Consider the following 18,305-nt stretch of genomic DNA (forward strand, 5'->3'; position numbering starts at 1 on the left):
GGTGTCACTGTCCAGACCTCTCGACTCCGCTCGAGGGGACAGCTGTAAAATGTTTCGTTGTCGGGTTGAGCCTTTCAGGCCCGCTCGCGGGGTCAAAATTGGTGGCGGTGTCACTGTCCAGACCTCTCGACTCCGCTCGAGGGGATAGGAATTGGCCAAACGAAACTATATAGCTTCCTCTTTTCAATTTTCACACTCAGGTTTACCTTTATTCGTCCTCGGACAGGGCTTCAAATTCTCTTCTTTTAGAATCGAACCATTCTTTTAAGACGTCCGGGGTTGTCATAAGTTGTCTCATTTTTTTCATGGCATTCAGATGTGCCTCATCCCCTTTTTGGAACATTTCCATCCCGTGTCTTTTGCTCATTTCCTCTATTTCCTCAAAGGTATTGGCCTTAAATTCTTTGTCACAGGCCCCTCCCAGTTGATTGCAGGTCATTGTTTTCATACTAGATTTTTACCGATTCCCTTCAAGTTATAAATAATCAATCCATTTTATGTACCTCCATCTCAATTTCGATCATAAATTCTGGTAGCGCCAGTTCTTTGACCCCAATCCAAGATCCTGTAGGGAAATTTTTGGTATAAATAGTACCTCTGTATGCGCCGTACTCCAACAATAAGGGCATATTGGTGGTGAAAATGTTTTCCACGATCACATCATCAAAGGTGCAGCCATAATGTTTCAATATTTTATCCAGATCGGCATAGCAATTTTTCATTTGCTGTTCAAAATCACCCACAGCTGTAGGATTACCATCATTATCCATGCTTACGGCCCCAGATATTTTGATGTCATTGCCAACTTTTATGGCATGCGTATACCCATAAGATTTTTCGATTTCGGGACGTAGGTTGAAATATTCAGGGTGTTCTATTACTTCCGTTACTTCCTCTTCTACTTCTTTTTCCGCTTCTTTACACCCTTGGAGTGCAATACATACTGCACTAATGATCATCATCAAGATCAGTTGATGAAAATCGAGATTCACTTTTTTCATAATATTGGTAGATTAGCTATTGCCTACTCTTTCGGTTTTCGGCTTCCCCGTTTATCCATTAAAGACCAAGGATTTTGGAACTTTTATAACATAGCCATAAAGCAACCATGCGAAGTGATTCGCTGATGATTGAAGGATTTTCTTAAATGGAGGGGATTTTAATTGATTAAATATAGCGAATATTTTCCAAAAAAATTTACTAAAGTGCTATTTGTGAGTGTTTTATAGGTGTAGGTTTTAGTTTAAGGAAGAAAAGATGAGCATCCACTCGGCTCTGTTCAATGGGACCAGAAATGGTGGTGGTATCCTCAGGTTGAGCCTTTCAACATCGCTCAAGACAGGCTGTGTCGAAAGCTAATTGACAAGGTAGCTATGGATTTAGGTAGTAGTAAAAACCTCATAGGTTCTGGACCATTCCGTGGTCTGCCCAGCAGGGAGGGAAATACTGTGGAACAGTTCCGGACTGATCACATGCGTCCATCCCCATAGATTGATACTAGAGGTAGGAAAACTACCCGTTTCCCGAATCCCGATCTTGGTTTTTAGATTGAATAATTCCCATTGGGCCGTAACTGCTTTGCTTCCCGAAAGGTTGCTGAAAAAGAATTGATCTTGGGGTGTTCCTGTAAAAGAAAAGTCTTTTGCTCCCAAGGTCACTTTCTGCTCTGGATTTACGGTTTCCCCAAAAAGATGGGGCTGTAATTGGAAAGGAAATTTCAAATGATAATGGGCACCCATCAACTCTTGGTCTATAGCCAAAAAGTTATGGCAGTATTCATTGGTCTCAATGGTTTTGTCACCGGTATTCGTCAAACGGTAGTGGATCATAAAACCGCTGTCCAATAGGGCTATGGTCTTGTGTAAAAAATACCCAATGCCATTGTGGATTGCGGAGGTACAACCAATATTTATCTTGGTAGGGTGGGAGTCAATTTTAAATGCAGCAGGTTGAACCTCGTAAGCCTTTTGGAAGTCATAGGAGTGACTATCCTTTTTTAAGAGTCCCACTCCAATCTTATGGAACCAATCCCCAATGACTGTCTCCTCAAAACCCAAAGGCTGGTCTATCCCAAATTCATTGTAAAACCCTTTTCCGCAGTGTTGACTTTCCTCAAGATCTGTTCTTTCAATCCCTGTAACCGATTTGTTTTGGTAGGTCACAGCAGTTATTTTTCCCGTCCAATCGAAGCGGGAGCCTTGATATTGTTCTTGTGGAAGGTCTATTTGAACCGTTATGAGCTCATTTTTTAAAATATGGGGCATTGTACGTGTTTGAGAATGCTAAAATAATGGCAATTTAAATTTTTCAGCCTATTTTTTCTTTTTAAAGAGTTTTCTCAACAACGAGAACAACAAAGGAAGAACGGTGACTATGGCTAGGCAGACAAAAATAAGCCCATAGTTGTTTTTCACCCAAGGTATTTCCCCAACAAAGAATCCGGTCAAGAGAAACAACATGATCCATATGATAGCTCCCGACACCGTATATTTCATAAAAATAGGTCGTTCCATGCGAACGATACCGGCTAAAAATGGAATATAGGTGCGGACGATAGGAAAAAACCTTCCTATAATAATGGCACGTCCCCCGTGCTTGGCGTAAAATTCTTCGGCCTTGGGCACGTGCGACATGATATAGTTCTTAATGATGTAATTGTTACTCTGTTTTAGTCCAGCCCCCAAGGTTAGTCCCACGTAATAGTTGATGATATTACCTGTAATTGCGGCTATGATGAGCAATACCAATAATACCCAAACGTTCATATCCGTTGAGGCGGCGACCACTCCGGCAGAAAACAGCAATCCGTCTCCCGGTAAAAAAGGAAATACGATCAGGCCCGTTTCCAGCATGATGATCAAAAAGAGGATAAAATAGGCCTTGTAAATATTATCTGCCACAAGGGAGAGTAAAGCATCATCTGTATGAAGGATGAAATCTATAAGTTGGTCCATGAAAGTGATTCTAAATCGAAGGAAAAGTACAAAATAGACGAGCTATTCCTAATGATTGTTCGATTTTTTTTGCGGATGACTAATTGGTTGGATATGTGTGTTTTATAAATATAAAATGGGAGGGCTGTAGAATTTTTTAAGGTATCATGATGACTTTTGGTCCTAGGAATTAGTTGGTAAATACGGAAAATGATGATTTACTGTATGCCCTGCTCCTTGGTGATCTTGATGACCTGGTACACCAGGGCCAAGATCAGGATACTGCCAATGACAGGATTAACTTTTGGATTGGTGAATTCGATAAATCCAAAAACAATGTTTGCGCCAAAAAAGATCAAGCCAACACTGATAATGATCAATAACAATCTGGTTCTTTTGTGCCTCATAAAAAGTTATATTGTTGTAATACCGGGCTCGCTCCACGATACACCCATTGTTACAAGTTACTAAATCTACAAAATCCTAAAGAGGATCAAAGCCACCTTTTTTAGTATGCTGGACTTTGTAGAGTTTCCTAATGATGATATTGGTCATCGTAACAGAATGAGCGCCTTCAAAACCACTTTGGTACGGGTAGGTAAGTAAAAGAAGGTTTGCCCTGACCTCTCGACTCCGCTCGAGGGGACAACTGTAAAATGTTTCGTTGTCGGGTTGACCTTTCAAGCCCGCCCGAGGTGACAAAAATGGTGGCGGTGCCACTGTCCAGACCTCTCGACTCCGCTCGAGGGGACAAACTAAAGGGTGATACACTGGTACCACGGTCGGGTAGAGCCTTTCGACTCCGCTCAAGACAGGATGAGCGCCGTCAAAACCACTTTGGTACGGGTAGGTAGGTAAAAGAAGGTTTGCCCTGACCTCTCGACTCCGCTCGAGGGGACAAACTAAAGGGTGATACACTGGTACCACGGTCGGGTTGAGCCTTTCGACTCCGCTCAAGACAGGATGTGTCAAAACCACATTGATACGGGTAGGTAAGTAAAAGAAGGTTTGCCCTGCCCTCTTGACCCCGCTGGTGGGGACAATCCCCATGCATCCGGAGTATGTCGAGACAAAAAAGCAAAATCCAAAGGTCATTTTATTTTGGATAATTGGGAATATTCAGCCCCAGGACAATATTGCTTTCTGCGATCTGTAAGTCGTCGGAAATCATAACCCTTAGTCTACCACTACCACCTCTATTCTCTGGTGGATTCTTTTTCCAGGCAGGGAGCAGCAAAGGGTCATCATCAAATACAAATTCGTCTATATAGTATTCATCGGCGATATTGGGCTCTTTGATGGCCGTATGGATATGGGCGGGCATTACATCCTTAGGGTAAGGCGCGGGCCTTATCGTATAGATGGCATACTGTCCCTTCTCATCGGTTTTTACCCAGCCCCTTAGATATCCATGTCTTCGCGCTCTGGGGTCCATCCCCTCAACCGGGGAGTAGTATCCATCGGCATCGGTTTGCCAGTAATAGATAATTACGTCAGGGGCCGGAATCTTCCCGCCAAGTTTATAAACAGTACCTGTGATAAGCAATTTCTGGCCTTTTTCTGTCCATCCTGCACTGGTGTCAACCGAAGCGATATTTTTGGGCATCCCTATGTACATCAGCTCACAACCATCGCAACCTCCACCAACAATTCCCTGGCTTTGGGATGGGAGGGGAGTCTGGGCATTCCTTTTGGGCTGCCCATTGCAACTGCAAAGGGAGGTCAGGAAAATAAGGAGGATATAAAAGGAAGCCGATAGTTTCATGGATGGAAGTTTTGGTTCATTGTACTGCAGCCAAAGGAGAAAAAATACCCTCTAATTTACAGCATTTGAATATTATGCCTGTCTTTCTACAAATTGTTTAAAGGCTTTCAGATACTTCATGGATTGTTTTTTAAAGGCCCAGGGCATCAGAAAGGCTACGAATTTCATCATGCCCTTGAACTCAAATTCCTGTTCAGAAATGTATCTGGTTTTGGTATCCGAGATTTTCTCGAACTTATTTTTTACGATATTGAACACGCCGTCTGCCTCGTAGGTGCCGCTGAATTCTTTGGGTAGTTTGCGGACGGTAATGGTCTCTATCATCTCCACATCTTTTTTGCCCATTTTATAGATCAATTTGGATCTGGCCCCCACTTGTCCCGGGGTACCGCTCAGATGTTCAAAATGCTGCAGACCTTCCATCCATTCCTTTAAGTTTTCCGGATTGTCAAAAAGTTCAATGACCCTATCAATGGGTTTGTCGATGTCAATGGATACGTTGTATTTCATGGTTTCTTTCGGGTTAGGTTAATCTTTTTTCTCGGTATTTCCATCGCCAATTTCCCGCCCAACCAGGCCATGGGGATATAGGCTGCTACCAGATCCAATACAATGAACCAGGATGGGGCTGGCAATAAAAAACTATTTATGATGCCACCCAACATAAATGCGGCCCCTATTCCAAAAGCGAACCTCATTTTAAAACTGGCTGCGATCAAGGCGGTAATCAAAGCCCCCACAAAAGTCCCTAAGGCATGTGCCAAAAAGGGAAAGACAAAATTTTTGGCTTCAAAAAGGTGCATGGAGGCTCTTAGTCCTTCCATAGAGGTGACATCGGCACCTTCGGGAGGGGGGATAAGATCGGCTCCGGTCATGATAAGTCCCATGTTGACCACACTACCGATGACCAGTCCCAAGAGTATGGCTAAAATATTTCTGATTGCTTTTTTCATAAAAATTGTTTTTGGTTAGACGATTGGTTTGTTCATGGTTGAGAGGGCAGCGCCACTTTAAAGATAGTGCCTTTGTCCGGTATTCTGGTAATTTCTATCTTCCCTTTTCATAATGGTACATTTTCAAAGATGGTGGTGAGACCAAGCCCTGTAACTGCATTATGGGTAAAATTACTCCCTAAATAATTGCCGAATATTTTTTTTTGGTCGGTCAAGGGTATGCCTATCCCTTAACCCTCTACGGAGCTAAACAGATCCTGATCTTGCCGTTTGGTTTTTATCGTGAAGTCTGTTTCCGGATAATTTATGGTGTTCGTGATGAGGTGGAGGAAAATTCCTCCATATTGGTTTGTTTCAATATGAATGTCCGTATTCCCTTGATGATGGTAATTGAACTTTGGTCCGACTTTGGTGGGCTTTTTGATATTGTCGGAAATTTCTTGGGAGGGTATTTTTTCTCCTTCAATTTTTCCCATGGGAAGAAGGTCATCTAAGATTTGGACAAGATTGATCACGGCAGATTTGATCTTGTGTACCTGCGGTCCAATGCTCTCTGTTTTATACAATTTGGCATTTTTTTTCAATGATCAGGGTTTAAATTTTTATGACATCTTTGTTGGTATCAGAGTAATGTTAAAATGAACACTTTATAGATGAGGTGTTGCTTGAAGAGATGATATAAGGTATATATGTATTTGGTAGATAAAGGATTGATCTTGTAGCGCAAGGGTAGAACAGTAGGTAGATCACATATATTTTGCTGTAAATGAAATTTTTACCGAATAAGATTGCCCTAGCCCAAAGTCCCGTAAATGATAAATAGGCCAAAAAGGAAGGATAGGGGAGAGATACATCTGATGAATAGCGGCTTTAAAATAGCAGCGCACGTTAGGGCATATTGATGGTGTATCCGTATGGGCACAAAAAAGAGGATCAGAGAGGTGGCCAGCATAAACCAACCCAATACTTGGAATGCAAAGGCGTATTTTGCATACTCGGCATACAGGACCAATGCGGCTGCGGGAATCATGCGAACCGTGATCTCTGTGTAGTTGATCACTGGAGTGCTTCCGGCCATTTTTATAAGTTGCCTGACCTTACTGGGCAAGAGGAGCATAAGAAATCCAATAGCGATCAGGAAGGTTCCAAATAGGATAAGGATCCATTTTGCCAGTATTACCATAGATTGATTGGTTTGCTGCCAATATAATGAAATCCGGGCTATTACGTTTGGATATGACAGGCCAGGATTTCAATTTTGGCCAAAAAAAAGGCCCATCGAATGATGGGCCTTTTTTTTCGTATGGGATTGTAATTAGTCGATTACTTTTACATTAACTGCGTTCAATCCTTTTTTTCCTTGTTCCAATTCAAATTCCACTTCGTCACCCTCACGGATTTCGTCAATTAGACCTGATACGTGTACAAAATGTTCCTTGTTGGTTCCTTCTTCCGTGATAAATCCAAATCCTTTGGAATCGTTGAAAAATTTTACTGTTCCTGTGTTCATTATAAAAATTAAATTAATTACTTATTTGTGGTCAAAGATGGCTACAAAAAATGGATTCCATCTTATCTTATGGTAAAGAGTTTGTTATTAAGCGCTCTTTTTTGATTTGCGGTATAGGTAAGAATTAAAAATGTTCCTTTTGGCAAAACGCATCTGCTTATCAGAATTGATCATCTTGATGTAAACATTTCTGGTGACCCCAAAATATTCATAGGTGGTGCCATCCAAAAAGGTGATCTCCATGAGCAATCCCTTATGGGTAAAATCGGCTATGCCAGATTCATTGGTGGTTATTCTGTATTCCTCCAAATTGGCCTCCTTGGTTTCAGGTGCAATACTGACCAAGAAATGATAGCCGTCAATAATTTTCTGGCTCTTCAATTGTGCTTCCTCAAAAAGGGCATCTTCCTTCTGGAACTTATCTGGATGCCATTCCTTTACCAAATTTCTGTAGGTTGTTTTCAGTTGTTTTAGGTCTATATCCTTTTCAACATTGAACAGTTTCTTGTATTCGTTTATACGCTTCATGCTTCTTGATTTTAAATATCCAATCAGCCGCATATAAAATATTGGTTATGAGTGGAATAGTCCCATTTTTTGAAACTGGGCGCAAAGCTACTCCTAATAATCGGTCTGGCCTATGGCTAGGTGAAGATTTATTTGCGGAAAGATTCTTTTTCTTTGATCGGCGATCTGTACGGCATTGCGTCACCCATGGTTTTGGGCGGTTACGTCTGCCATGGCATGGGTCACATGTTCACAAATTCAAAACCTGCATTTGGCACTTGGCGCAAATCGTGATCCGTTTCGTTCAAAAGGATGCCGTGTTCCAGATATGCTTTGAGGTTGGCCAACCAAAAGGTCCAGCCATTACTGCACGCATAATGGATTTGCATTTTGCTCTTTTCATCCGTGGGGATGTTGTATTGTTTTAGGGTAAGCAAGGTGGCCGAACCTTTTTCTTCCATGGTTATGGAGACTATACACTCCCCAGCAAAGCTCAGTTCTAAGTGATCAATGCCATTGGCCTTTAAAACCTTGCCTTTTTCCTGACCGTCCCAATTGTGCCATTGCCAAGTGTAGGTATCCCCTTGTGATATAAACGCAGAGGGTGCTCTTGGGGTTCCGTTCTCTTTTTGGTATTCGGCCGTTCTCAGGAACCAAGACAAGATTCCTTCCGTAGTGCCCCAGCACCAGTATATTTTTTCCAAGGAAGCCTTGATGAATATTTTTTTGGTAAAGGAATCAAAGGTCATTGGTGCCATAGGTTCCATTTTTAATGGATAATTGCAATTGATACAGCTCCCTGCCCAACTCGGCGAGGAAAGGGATGCCCACCGTCTCGTATTCGTATTGGTCATCATTGAGGATGCCGTCTTCGTTGACCATAATTGTGGCCGAGATCATAAATTCAATATCGTTTTCTGTATCCTTAATATACGCACAATCTATCAGAGTGCCATAGGCATATCCTACTTTGTTGTAGATTTCTATAGCCTTGGGCATAGGCTCCTCGCTATCTCCAAACATAAAGAATTTGCCATAGCTGTCGTAGAATTCATTGGCATGATAACCTACTTCCTTAGGAAGTACCCTCATTGCTTTTAGGAGACGTTCCCGCTGTTCCTGGCTGATGTTGAACTGTTCTTTTTTGGAGAAGAGTTCAGGAAAAATGATTCGCTTCAAAAGGGCGTGTTGTGCGCTTATTGGATAATAGTTCTTGAGCGAAAAATCAAAGGGTTGCAATATAAGTTCTCCTTCCTCATAGTATCCCCTTCCTTTTTTGATCCCATTTAGGTTCAGTGGTTTTGGAACTTTGTTATAGGAACGCCTTCGGTTGATCAGTGTGCTATCGTTCAGATAAACGACCAGTGGCCTGGTGGTGGTCCGGTCTGCATGATCAACGGACAAACGGTGGGCGATTCTAATTGGTGCGATTCCTCTTTTTTTCAAGCGGCTATTGATCTCATCCGCACCCAAAAACTCATACAGACGGTTATAGGCGCTATTGTCACTTACTGCAAATATTTTGGTCAGTTCTTCAGCAAAAGTGGTAGTTATGGTATCTCCCTCCACAAAAAAACGGGAGTCCATGGTAAGGGTGTCGTTCTCGTTCAGTTTTTCCAAGGCCAAAACGGCAATAGGGAATTTGACAGTGCTGGCAGGGTAAAAATAATTATCGGGATCTACCTGAAAATCAAAATCATCCAAGATGATACTGTCGTTTCTACGGGTAACGGTGGTAAAACGGATCTGCACCTCATACTGGCCAATACTGTCCATCACCCTTTTTATGTTGGGTTTGTTAGATCGCAGCACATGGGCCAATGGATCTGCTGGGGGAGGTACGTCCTCTTGGCAACTGACAACCAAAAGGAGGACCAATAACATGTAGTAATATTTGGTATGCAAGGGTATTTATTTTTAAGTGAAATTAATTTTCAAAATAGTAGATCAGTCCTCGTACACTTCCCCTCGGTGGGGCTTCAACGCATCCCGGACCTCTATCATTTTGGATTCATCCACCACCAAAAAAGCGATACTGTGCATTTCGCTGTACGTTTTGCAACCTGTGATTCCAATATCCAGCTTTTCGGCAATAATGTAATCTGTCAAGTGTCTCTCGTGGTGTTCCGCAGTTTTGGACGCGGCGGGACCCCTGAAGTCCCAAATCAATTTTATTCTTCTATTGCTCATAGGTTATAAGGACATAGCTCCTTTGGTTTTTTTATCGGTTTGCAATGTGCTACTGTTTCTAAACATTTGTTAAAAATAGTTGATTTTTGGCAGAAAATGAGAACTTGCACAGCGTTGGTTATTTGTTACTTTTGCATGATGTTTTTATTAGCGCGACATATCTCTAAAATCTTCTCTCTTTTATTTGTAGTGGCACTACTGCTTTTAGGTGCTTCATGTGACGGATTATGGAAAAAGGAGAAGGAAAACAAGGCCATTGCCCGTGTTGGGGATGTATATCTATATGAAGAGGATATCGCACCACTGATAACGGATATCATGTCCAAGGAGGATAGCGCTTCTGTGGTGTCCAATTTTATCAATACCTGGGCCTCCAAACAATTGTTGCTTTCCAAATCAAAGATAAACTTGCCGGTGGACAAACTGGCCGAATTTGATAAGTTGGTAGACGATTACCGAATAGACCTGTACACGAGGGCATACAAAGAAGCTCTGGTGCAGCAGGCGCTGGATACTACCGTTAATGAAGAGGAACTGTACGCCTTTTATGAAAATGAAAAGGAGAATTTTAAGTTGCAGGAGAAACTGTTGATGATCCGTTTTGTGGAATTGCCTCCACAATTTTTGAAAAAGGATGCCGTGGCCGATAGGTTAAGACGATTCAATAAAAGGGATAAAGCCTATTTGGACTCGGTCAGCGTGCAGTTTAGAAAATTGAACCTGAATGATTCTGTTTGGGTAAAGGTGTCTAGAGTGGTGAAGGAAATCCCTCCCTTAAGCCTTGAGAATGAGGACCAATATTTAAAAAAATCACAATTTTTTGAAATACAGGATTCATTAGGGGTATATTTGGGCAAGGTAATTGATGTACTGAACGTCAATGATGTTGCCCCCTTACCATTTATTAGGCCCACAATAAGGCAGGTGCTTTTGAACAGGAGAAGGTTGGATTACATGAGAAAGCTAGAGACCGAAATCATAGATGAGGCCGTAAAAGAAAAAGAATTTGAGATATATGAACAAGATGAATAGGACAATCACTTTTTTAACCGCTTTACTTTTTACAGTACTGGGGTATGCACAGGAAAACGATAAAATGCCCGATACCCAGGTAGAGCCACAGGATACCACTGTGGAGGCCAATGTAGGGTATAAGAAAGATTCCGTGAGCAACTTTAAAAGGGTGAAATTGGACGGCGTTGCCGCAGTAGTGGGCGATTATGTTATTTTGGAATCCGACATCGAAAAAACCTTGATCGACCTGCGCAGTCAAGGGGCCTCTACAGAGGATATTACCCGTTGTGGGTTGTTGGGAAAATTAATGGAGGACCGTCTGTATGCCCATCAGGCCGTTCAGGATAGTATCCTGGTTTCCGATGATGAGGTAAATGCCACCAGTGATAGGCAGTTGCAATCCCTTATTGCCCAAGTGGGATCCATTGAAAAGGTTTTGAAGTTCTACCGCAAGGATGATGAGGAGAGTTTTAGGGATGAGCTTTTTAAAATCAATAAATTGAGGATGCTGTCCGAAAAAATGCAGCAAAAGATTGTTGGGGAAATAGAGATTACCCCAGAAGAGGTACGTCAGTTCTTTAACAAGATTCCTGAAGATGAGCGTCCGGTATTTGGAGCCGAACTGGAAATAGCGCAAATAGTGAAACAGCCTAAAGCTCCAGAAGTAGAGAAGCAGAAGGTGATAGACAAGTTAAGAGCCATTAAAGCCGATGTGGAAGACAATGGCGCCAGCTTTAGTGTAAAGGCTATCCTGTACTCCCAAGACCCGGGATCCAAATCCAAAGGTGGGTTTTACAGTATGACAAGACAAACTGGGTTTGTAAAAGAATTCAAGGATGTAGCTTTCAGTTTAAGGGAAGGAGAAGTGTCGGAACCTTTTGAGACTGTTTTTGGGTACCATATTATTTATATTGAAAAGATAAGGGGTCAGGAACTGGATTTGCGCCACATCTTGATTGCGCCAGAGATTCCACAGGCAGCTTTGGATGCCGCCAAAGTGGAATTGGACAGTATACGACAGAATGTAATGGATGGGAAATATACCTTTGCGGAGGCAGCACAAAATTTCTCGGACGAAAAAGAGACCAAATTTGATGGGGGACTATTGCGGAATCCTACCAATTTTGATTCCCGTTTTGAACTCACCAAAATGGACCCTACCCTCTACAACCAGGTGCGCAACCTGAAGGACAATGAGATTTCCCAGCCTATATTGGAGGAAGACCCAAGAGGGGGAGCCCCAAAATATAAGATCATGAAGATTACCAATAGGTATGATGAGCATGAGGCGAATTTTGCAAAGGATTACATGAAGATCCAAGAGCTGGCATTGCGCGACAAGCAGTTTAAGGCCATTGAAAAATGGATGGCAGAGCATATAGATGAAACCTATATCAGTGTAAACAAAGACAACAGGGATTGCGATTTTGCGAATAATTGGGTAAAGGAGTAAGTGCATGTCAGACGTTGCTTCCATCAATAGGTTAGTAGAAAAGCACAAGGCCCTAAAGCAAGAAATTGCCAAGGTGATCATTGGCCAGGACGATGTGGTCAGTCAAATTCTATTGTCCATATATACTGGAGGACATTCCCTGCTTATAGGTGTGCCAGGACTGGCAAAAACCTTAATGGTACATACCATTGCCCAAACCTTGGGGTTGGATTTTAAGCGGATTCAGTTTACCCCGGACCTAATGCCCAGTGATATTCTTGGAAGTGAGATTTTGGACCAGAACAGGAATTTCAAGTTTATCAAAGGCCCTATATTTTCCAACATTGTTCTGGCGGATGAGATTAACCGTACCCCACCAAAAACACAGGCTGCTCTTTTGGAGGCCATGCAGGAAAGGTCGGTGACCATAGCCGGGACGCAGTATAAATTGGCAGAACCTTATTTTGTTCTTGCCACACAGAATCCCATAGAGCAGGAAGGGACCTATCCACTGCCTGAAGCGCAATTGGATAGATTTATGTTTGCCATAGAACTGAAGTATCCCTCGGTTGAGGAAGAAATGGAAGTGGTGAAAACAACAACTTCTGACCATACGGCGACCTTGAACTCCCTATTTAGCGCCAAGGAAATCATAGAGGTGCAACATTTGATCCGTAGGATCCCGGTTCCGGACAATGTTGTGGAGTATGCTGTGCGTTTGGTGAACAGTACCAGGCCCAATCTGACCTCCGCTTCCGATTATGTAAAACAATATATTGATTGGGGGGCAGGTCCAAGGGCATCCCAGAACCTAATTCTGGCAGCCAAGGCCAATGCCGCTATAAACGGTAAATTCTCCCCGGATATTGAAGATGTAAAAGCCGTGGCTTGGGGTATTTTGCGGCATAGGATCATCAAAAACTACAAAGCCGAGGCCGAAGGGATCTCCGAAGACGATATTATAACCCGTTTACTCTAGTTAAAACACCCTTATTTCAATCGTTGTCGTAAGCAATTCCGCTTATTTTTATCCAAAAAAATAACAAATTCATTTTTTTGTGATCTTTTCGTTGATTTTTCAATGAAAATGATATGAATCGTGGCCTTAAAATTTCATAAGCCCCTACTATTTTATTATTTTTGTTGAATTGCAATAACTTAAACACAAAACAATATAATGGCATTTGACATCGATATGATCAAGGGATTGTATTCCAATATGGCCGAGCGCGTTGATAAGGCACGCGAGATCGTTGGGAGACCACTGACCCTTTCGGAGAAAATTTTATATTCCCATTTATGGGATGGAAATCCTACTAAAGAATTTAAAAGGGGCAAGGACTACGTTGACTTTGCACCGGACCGCATAGCATGTCAGGATGCAACCGCACAAATGGCCTTATTGCAATTTATGCAGGCTGGAAAGCCTCAAGTTGCAGTGCCTACAACCGTACACTGTGATCACTTGATCCAAGCGAAGAGTGGCGCAGCTGCCGATTTAAAGGTAGCCAATACCACAAGTGCCGAGGTTTTTGATTTCTTGGAATCTGTATCCAATAAATATGGAATCGGATTTTGGAAGCCGGGAGCAGGTATTATCCACCAAGTAGTATTGGAAAACTATGCCTTCCCAGGGGGTATGATGATCGGAACGGATTCCCATACCGTAAATGCTGGAGGATTGGGAATGGTAGCCATCGGAGTTGGTGGTGCTGACGCCGTGGATGTAATGGCCGGAATGGCGTGGGAATTGAAATTCCCAAAATTGATAGGGGTTAAATTGACTGGAAATATTTCTGGGTGGACCTCTGCCAAGGATGTAATATTAAAAGTGGCCGGGATCCTTACCGTAAAAGGAGGAACTGGAGCTATTATAGAATATTTTGGAGATGGTGCAGAAAACCTATCTTGTACTGGAAAAGGTACCATCTGCAATATGGGTGCAGAAGTAGGGGCCACAACATCTACCTTTGGTTATGATGCCTCTATGGAACGTTATTTGAGAGCTACAGATCGTAGTGATGTAGCAGATGCGGCCAATGAGGTTAAGGAATATCTTACTGCAGATGCCGAGGTATATGCCAATCCAGAAAAGTATTTCGATGAATTGATTGAGATCAACCTAGATGAGTTGAGACCTCATTTGAACGGTCCTTTTACGCCGGATTTGGCCACGCCAGTAGGTGAATTGGGAGTAAAGGCCAAAGAAAATGGTTGGCCAGTAAAGGTAGATTGGGGATTGATAGGTTCTTGTACCAACTCTTCGTATGAAGATTTGACACGTGCCGCCTCTATTGCCAAACAAGCCGTTGATAAGAAAATTAAACCAAAATCTGATTTTGGAATCAATCCAGGTTCCGAGCAGATCAGGTTTACTGCCGAAAGAGATGGTCTATTGCAGATCTTCGAAAATTTGGGAGCCACCGTGTTTACAAACGCCTGTGGACCATGTATCGGACAGTGGGACAGAAGTGATCTGAAAGGGGATGAGAAGAATACCATTGTGCATTCTTTCAATAGGAACTTTTCTAAAAGAGCAGATGGTAATCCTAACACACACGCCTTTGTAGGTTCACCGGAAATGGTAGCGGCAATCGCAATTTCTGGTCGATTGGATTTTAATCCAATGACCGATACCCTATTGAACGAGAATGGGGAAGAGGTGAAATTGGACGAACCATTGGGAATAGAACTTCCACCATTGGGATTTGACGTAGAGGATGCCGGATATTTGGCGCCTAAAGAGGACGGATCCAGTGTGGTTGTAAAAGTAGATCCAAAATCAGAAAGACTTCAATTATTGGATCCTTTCTTGCCTATCAAGTCCGAAGAATTGCAAGGGGTCAAATTGTTGATCAAAGCATATGGAAAATGTACCACAGACCACATTTCTATGGCAGGACCATGGTTGCGTTACAGAGGTCATTTGGACAATATAGCGAACAATACCTTGATCGGTGCTGTCAACGCATTCAACAAGAAGACGAATTTTGTAAAGAACCAGTTGACTGGAGAGTATGTTGGTGTGCCTGATGCACAAAGAGCCTATAAAGCTGCAGGTATCAAGACCATTGTGGTAGGTGATCATAACTATGGTGAAGGTTCTTCAAGGGAACACGCGGCCATGCAACCGAGACACCTTGGGGTAGCGGCAGTTCTGGTGAAATCTTTTGCACGTATCCACGAAACAAACCTTAAAAAACAAGGTATGTTGGGATTGACATTTGCCAATGAAGCAGATTACGACCTTATTCAGGAAGATGATACCTTCAACTTCTTGGATATAGCTAAATTTACACCGGACAAGCAATTGACCATAGAATTGGTACATAAAGATGGTAGCAAGGATACTATAAAAGTGAACCATACATACAATCAATCACAAATAGATTGGTTCAATGAAGGTTCTGCATTAAATGTTATAAAAAGGGAAAACGCTTCCTAAATTCATTTTTTAAATAGTTACTAAAAACTCCTGATTATAATCAGGAGTTTTTTAGTTTTGATGGGAAATAAAAAGAATCATGAAAATTAGTAAAAAGACCATTCTAAATATATTGCTTATAGCCTTTATCGTGTCGTTTTTTGTAACGCCTTTAGGGTATTACGGAAAGGTTATGTTGAATAAAATATTTTCTTTCAGTCCAGAGGTAACCGAAGTTTCTGACAGGGAACGAATAACGGATTACGATTGGAAATTGAAGGATGAGCAATGGAATTTTTTCAATTTTAAAAAATCCAAGGGAAATGTGGTGCTCATCAATCTATGGGCTTCATGGAAGTTGCCCTGTGTAGCGGAATTGGCGAGTATTCAAGACCTTTACGATGAGTACAAGGACAAGATGGATTTCTATATCATTACCAATGAGGAGCGCGAGCCTGTGGAGGCCTTTATGGAGGAACACGGCTTTACCTTTCCTGTAACCTATTTGATCATAGGGGAGAAAATGCCCATAAACGATGAAGTTGTTCCCGCATCCTACCTTTTGGATAAATCTGGAAATATCGTGATCCATAAGGAAGGTATTGCAGATTGGGACAGTGATAAGGTGCACACTATTTTGGACGGACTGATACAGGAGGAATAATGTCAATTAAAATAGGTAAAAAACAATGGTTGAATGCCGCCCTGATCTTGGGGATCGTACTACTGTTGTTTACGCCTATCGGTTTTAAGGTCAAGGTATTGGCCAGTAGGCTGCTCTCCAGCAGTGCGGCTATGGTAAAGGCCGAAATGCAAGTGCCCTTGGATTCCTATAAATGGGAATTGAAAGATACAGACATGCAACCTTTTAATTTGGAAACCCAAAAAGGAAAGGTGATTCTCGTTAACTTTTGGGCCACTTGGTGTGGTCCGTGCATAGCAGAAATGCCAAGCATGCAAAAGCTTTACAATGATTATGGAGATAGGGTTGCATTTATGTTCGTGACCAATGAGAAGGAGCAAAAAGTACTGGATTTCCTGGAAAAAAAAGGTTATGAGCTACCGGTATACTTCCCACAGTCCAAAGAACCAAAAATATTGAGTTACAAATTGCTTCCAACAACCTATATTATTAATAAATCGGGAAAGATCATGGTGGCTGAAACAGGGGCCGCTGATTGGAATAGCACTAGTACGCGCAACCTATTGGATTCCCTTTTGGAAGAGTAGCGTTATGTCGCAGATTACAACCCTTACATTTTTTAGGTATCACGGTTTTCGGGAGAAGCTGTGGGCATTTGGGATGATGCAATTTGCCCATAGGCCTATGTCTAGGGTAGCCGGACTTCAATTCTATAAATTGATGGGCAGCGGAAAAGAAGGTTTTGACCCTTTTCCAGATTGGTCCGTTTACGCCCTTTTGCAAATTTGGGATGATGAAGCTTCCGCAAATCAATTTTTTGGTTCCTCTGAATTGATAAAAAAGTACAAGCAGCACAGCTCGGAATGTTGGACCCTTTACATGAAAAATTTTGCAGCCAAAGGGGAGTGGTCTGGGAAAAATCCCTTCGAAAAAGCCCATACCTTGGATAAGGAGAATCCGTTTATAGCGGTAATCACCAGGGCAACGATCAAGAAGGGAATGTTGTACAAGTTTTGGAAATATGTACCCACTTCCCAAGCCTCTTTACAAGGTAATAGGGGATTGATCTATACCAAAGGAATAGGGGAAGTACCCATTACGCAGATGGCTACTTTCAGCTTATGGAAAGACAAGGAATCCCTAATGGAGTTTGCATATGCCAGTAAAGAACATCAGCATGCCATACAACAGACCCGGCAATTGCAATGGTATAAGGAGGAATTGTTTTCCCGTTTTCAGCCCTACCGCTCCATTGGTACTTGGAACGGATTACAGCAGTTGCCTGCTTTAACGGAGAAATAACAAGCCATATCCGAAAAAGATCAATTGGGCCATATATAAATGAAGGGAAAACCTGGTATTCCCTTCTTGCCTTAAAAAATGTAGGATCATCTGGAAGATCACGGCAATAGCAAACCAGGTAGTGTAATTTTCAATGGGGGCCGAGCCGCCATCAAAACTCCAAAAATCAAAAATAGGGGCACTGTGCTCCATAAAGAAATCTAGGAAAACCATTAGTCCTGCTGCCAATATTATTTTTATAAGGGCGTTGGACGCGACATAAGTCGCCAGCGTAGCCGAAATAAAGGTCAGAATGCCCCAGTAGATCCCAATGAGATAAGGTACACCATCCAATTTGGGGCCAAAATTGTTACCGTAGCTGTACGTTCCGAACAGGACTCCGTAATTGACACCCAGCCATTCGGCAATCATGCCTCCGGTGAAGAAAATGGCAAAAGCGGCATATTTTTTTAAGTTGTCCATGGGGTATACCCAAAAAAATAAAAGAAGGCAGATAAAGAGGTTTAATGAGGTCTTGGATACGAACCAATCTTGATATCCGATACTGATCCCTATGAGGGCCGTAATATGGAACAGCCAAACAATCCCAATGGCCACAGTAACTTTATTTTGGATGATCTTGTCTCGCATAG

The 18,305-nt window shown here is 42.2% G+C and carries 23 protein-coding genes; 7 read left to right on the forward strand and 16 right to left on the reverse strand.

Annotation, left to right across the window (positions count from 1 at the left end):
• Positions 1-208: 208 nt before the first annotated feature.
• The 15 genes from WAA86_RS13850 to WAA86_RS13920 form a co-directional block, all read right to left on the reverse strand.
• Complete coding sequence (locus WAA86_RS13850) at positions 209-448, reverse strand: DUF1059 domain-containing protein (RefSeq protein ID WP_337301613.1); 240 nt, start codon at positions 446-448, stop codon at positions 209-211.
• Between the two features lie 37 nt (positions 449-485).
• Positions 486-1,001 (reverse strand): RidA family protein, encoded by a 516-nt coding sequence (locus WAA86_RS13855; RefSeq protein ID WP_337301614.1) that lies wholly within the window; start codon positions 999-1,001, stop codon positions 486-488.
• Between the two features lie 378 nt (positions 1,002-1,379).
• Positions 1,380-2,264, reverse strand: coding sequence for a hypothetical protein (locus tag WAA86_RS13860; protein WP_337301615.1), 885 nt, complete (start codon positions 2,262-2,264; stop codon positions 1,380-1,382).
• 48 nt (positions 2,265-2,312) lie between these two features.
• On the reverse strand, positions 2,313-2,954 hold the full coding sequence (locus WAA86_RS13865) for a VTT domain-containing protein (RefSeq protein ID WP_337301616.1): 642 nt from the start codon (positions 2,952-2,954) through the stop codon (positions 2,313-2,315).
• Between the two features lie 197 nt (positions 2,955-3,151).
• Complete coding sequence (locus tag WAA86_RS13870) at positions 3,152-3,340, reverse strand: hypothetical protein (RefSeq protein ID WP_337301617.1); 189 nt, start codon at positions 3,338-3,340, stop codon at positions 3,152-3,154.
• A 689-nt stretch (positions 3,341-4,029) separates the two neighbouring features.
• Positions 4,030-4,698 (reverse strand): dioxygenase family protein, encoded by a 669-nt coding sequence (locus tag WAA86_RS13875; protein ID WP_337301618.1) that lies wholly within the window; start codon positions 4,696-4,698, stop codon positions 4,030-4,032.
• A gap of 72 nt (positions 4,699-4,770) precedes the next feature.
• Entirely contained in the window at positions 4,771-5,208 is a 438-nt protein-coding gene (locus WAA86_RS13880; protein ID WP_337301619.1) for an SRPBCC family protein, read from the reverse strand.
• The gene (locus WAA86_RS13885) at positions 5,205-5,651 is read right to left on the reverse strand and encodes a hypothetical protein (RefSeq protein WP_337301620.1); all 447 of its coding nucleotides are present in this window, start codon (positions 5,649-5,651) and stop codon (positions 5,205-5,207) included. The genes WAA86_RS13880 and WAA86_RS13885 overlap by 4 nt, the downstream gene beginning before the upstream one ends.
• A gap of 230 nt (positions 5,652-5,881) precedes the next feature.
• The gene (locus WAA86_RS13890; protein WP_337301621.1) at positions 5,882-6,235 is read right to left on the reverse strand and encodes a hypothetical protein; all 354 of its coding nucleotides are present in this window, start codon (positions 6,233-6,235) and stop codon (positions 5,882-5,884) included.
• Positions 6,236-6,444: 209 nt separating this feature from the next.
• A complete protein-coding gene (locus tag WAA86_RS13895) occupies positions 6,445-6,834 on the reverse strand; it encodes a hypothetical protein (protein ID WP_337301622.1) in 390 nt (129 codons plus the stop codon).
• Positions 6,835-6,966: 132 nt separating this feature from the next.
• Positions 6,967-7,161: a cold-shock protein gene (locus WAA86_RS13900; RefSeq protein ID WP_337301623.1), complete on the reverse strand. Its 195-nt coding sequence runs from the start codon at positions 7,159-7,161 to the stop codon at positions 6,967-6,969.
• Between the two features lie 87 nt (positions 7,162-7,248).
• Positions 7,249-7,689, reverse strand: a complete 441-nt coding sequence (locus WAA86_RS13905; RefSeq protein ID WP_337301624.1) for a KTSC domain-containing protein — start codon at positions 7,687-7,689, stop codon at positions 7,249-7,251.
• Positions 7,690-7,910: 221 nt separating this feature from the next.
• Positions 7,911-8,426 carry an SRPBCC family protein gene (locus WAA86_RS13910; RefSeq protein ID WP_337301625.1) on the reverse strand — a complete coding sequence of 172 codons (516 nt, stop codon included), beginning with the start codon at positions 8,424-8,426 and terminating at the stop codon, positions 7,911-7,913.
• Complete coding sequence (locus tag WAA86_RS13915; protein WP_337301626.1) at positions 8,407-9,552, reverse strand: serine hydrolase; 1,146 nt, start codon at positions 9,550-9,552, stop codon at positions 8,407-8,409. Before WAA86_RS13915 ends, WAA86_RS13910 begins: the two co-directional genes overlap by 20 nt.
• 63 nt (positions 9,553-9,615) lie before the next feature.
• Positions 9,616-9,858: a hypothetical protein gene (locus tag WAA86_RS13920; protein ID WP_337301627.1), complete on the reverse strand. Its 243-nt coding sequence runs from the start codon at positions 9,856-9,858 to the stop codon at positions 9,616-9,618.
• Positions 9,859-9,993: 135 nt separating this feature from the next.
• On the opposite strand from WAA86_RS13920, the gene WAA86_RS13925 reads away from it, so the two are divergent.
• The 7 genes from WAA86_RS13925 to WAA86_RS13955 all read left to right on the forward strand — a co-directional run bounded on the left by WAA86_RS13925 (position 9,994) and on the right by WAA86_RS13955 (position 17,673).
• On the forward strand, positions 9,994-10,890 hold the full coding sequence (locus WAA86_RS13925) for a peptidyl-prolyl cis-trans isomerase (protein WP_337301628.1): 897 nt from the start codon (positions 9,994-9,996) through the stop codon (positions 10,888-10,890).
• Positions 10,874-12,325, forward strand: coding sequence for a peptidylprolyl isomerase (locus tag WAA86_RS13930; RefSeq protein ID WP_443217593.1), 1,452 nt, complete (start codon positions 10,874-10,876; stop codon positions 12,323-12,325). Before WAA86_RS13925 ends, WAA86_RS13930 begins: the two co-directional genes overlap by 17 nt.
• A gap of 4 nt (positions 12,326-12,329) precedes the next feature.
• Complete coding sequence (locus WAA86_RS13935) at positions 12,330-13,283, forward strand: AAA family ATPase (protein ID WP_337301629.1); 954 nt, start codon at positions 12,330-12,332, stop codon at positions 13,281-13,283.
• Between the two features lie 198 nt (positions 13,284-13,481).
• Positions 13,482-15,749 (forward strand): aconitate hydratase, encoded by a 2,268-nt coding sequence (locus WAA86_RS13940; RefSeq protein WP_337301630.1) that lies wholly within the window; start codon positions 13,482-13,484, stop codon positions 15,747-15,749.
• A gap of 79 nt (positions 15,750-15,828) precedes the next feature.
• The gene (locus WAA86_RS13945) at positions 15,829-16,392 is read left to right on the forward strand and encodes a TlpA family protein disulfide reductase (protein WP_337301631.1); all 564 of its coding nucleotides are present in this window, start codon (positions 15,829-15,831) and stop codon (positions 16,390-16,392) included.
• Positions 16,392-16,958, forward strand: a complete 567-nt coding sequence (locus WAA86_RS13950) for a TlpA family protein disulfide reductase (protein ID WP_337301632.1) — start codon at positions 16,392-16,394, stop codon at positions 16,956-16,958. Before WAA86_RS13945 ends, WAA86_RS13950 begins: the two co-directional genes overlap by 1 nt.
• A 4-nt stretch (positions 16,959-16,962) precedes the next feature.
• A complete protein-coding gene (locus WAA86_RS13955; protein ID WP_337301633.1) occupies positions 16,963-17,673 on the forward strand; it encodes a DUF3291 domain-containing protein in 711 nt (236 codons plus the stop codon).
• Here WAA86_RS13955 and WAA86_RS13960 read toward each other — a convergent pair.
• Entirely contained in the window at positions 17,659-18,303 is a 645-nt protein-coding gene (locus WAA86_RS13960) for a carotenoid biosynthesis protein (RefSeq protein WP_337301634.1), read from the reverse strand. The two genes, WAA86_RS13955 and WAA86_RS13960, sit on opposite strands and share 15 nt — an antisense overlap.
• Positions 18,304-18,305: the final 2 nt, after the last annotated feature.

Source organism: Sediminicola sp. 1XM1-17 (genome assembly GCF_037203765.1).
Taxonomy (GTDB): domain Bacteria; phylum Bacteroidota; class Bacteroidia; order Flavobacteriales; family Flavobacteriaceae; genus Sediminicola.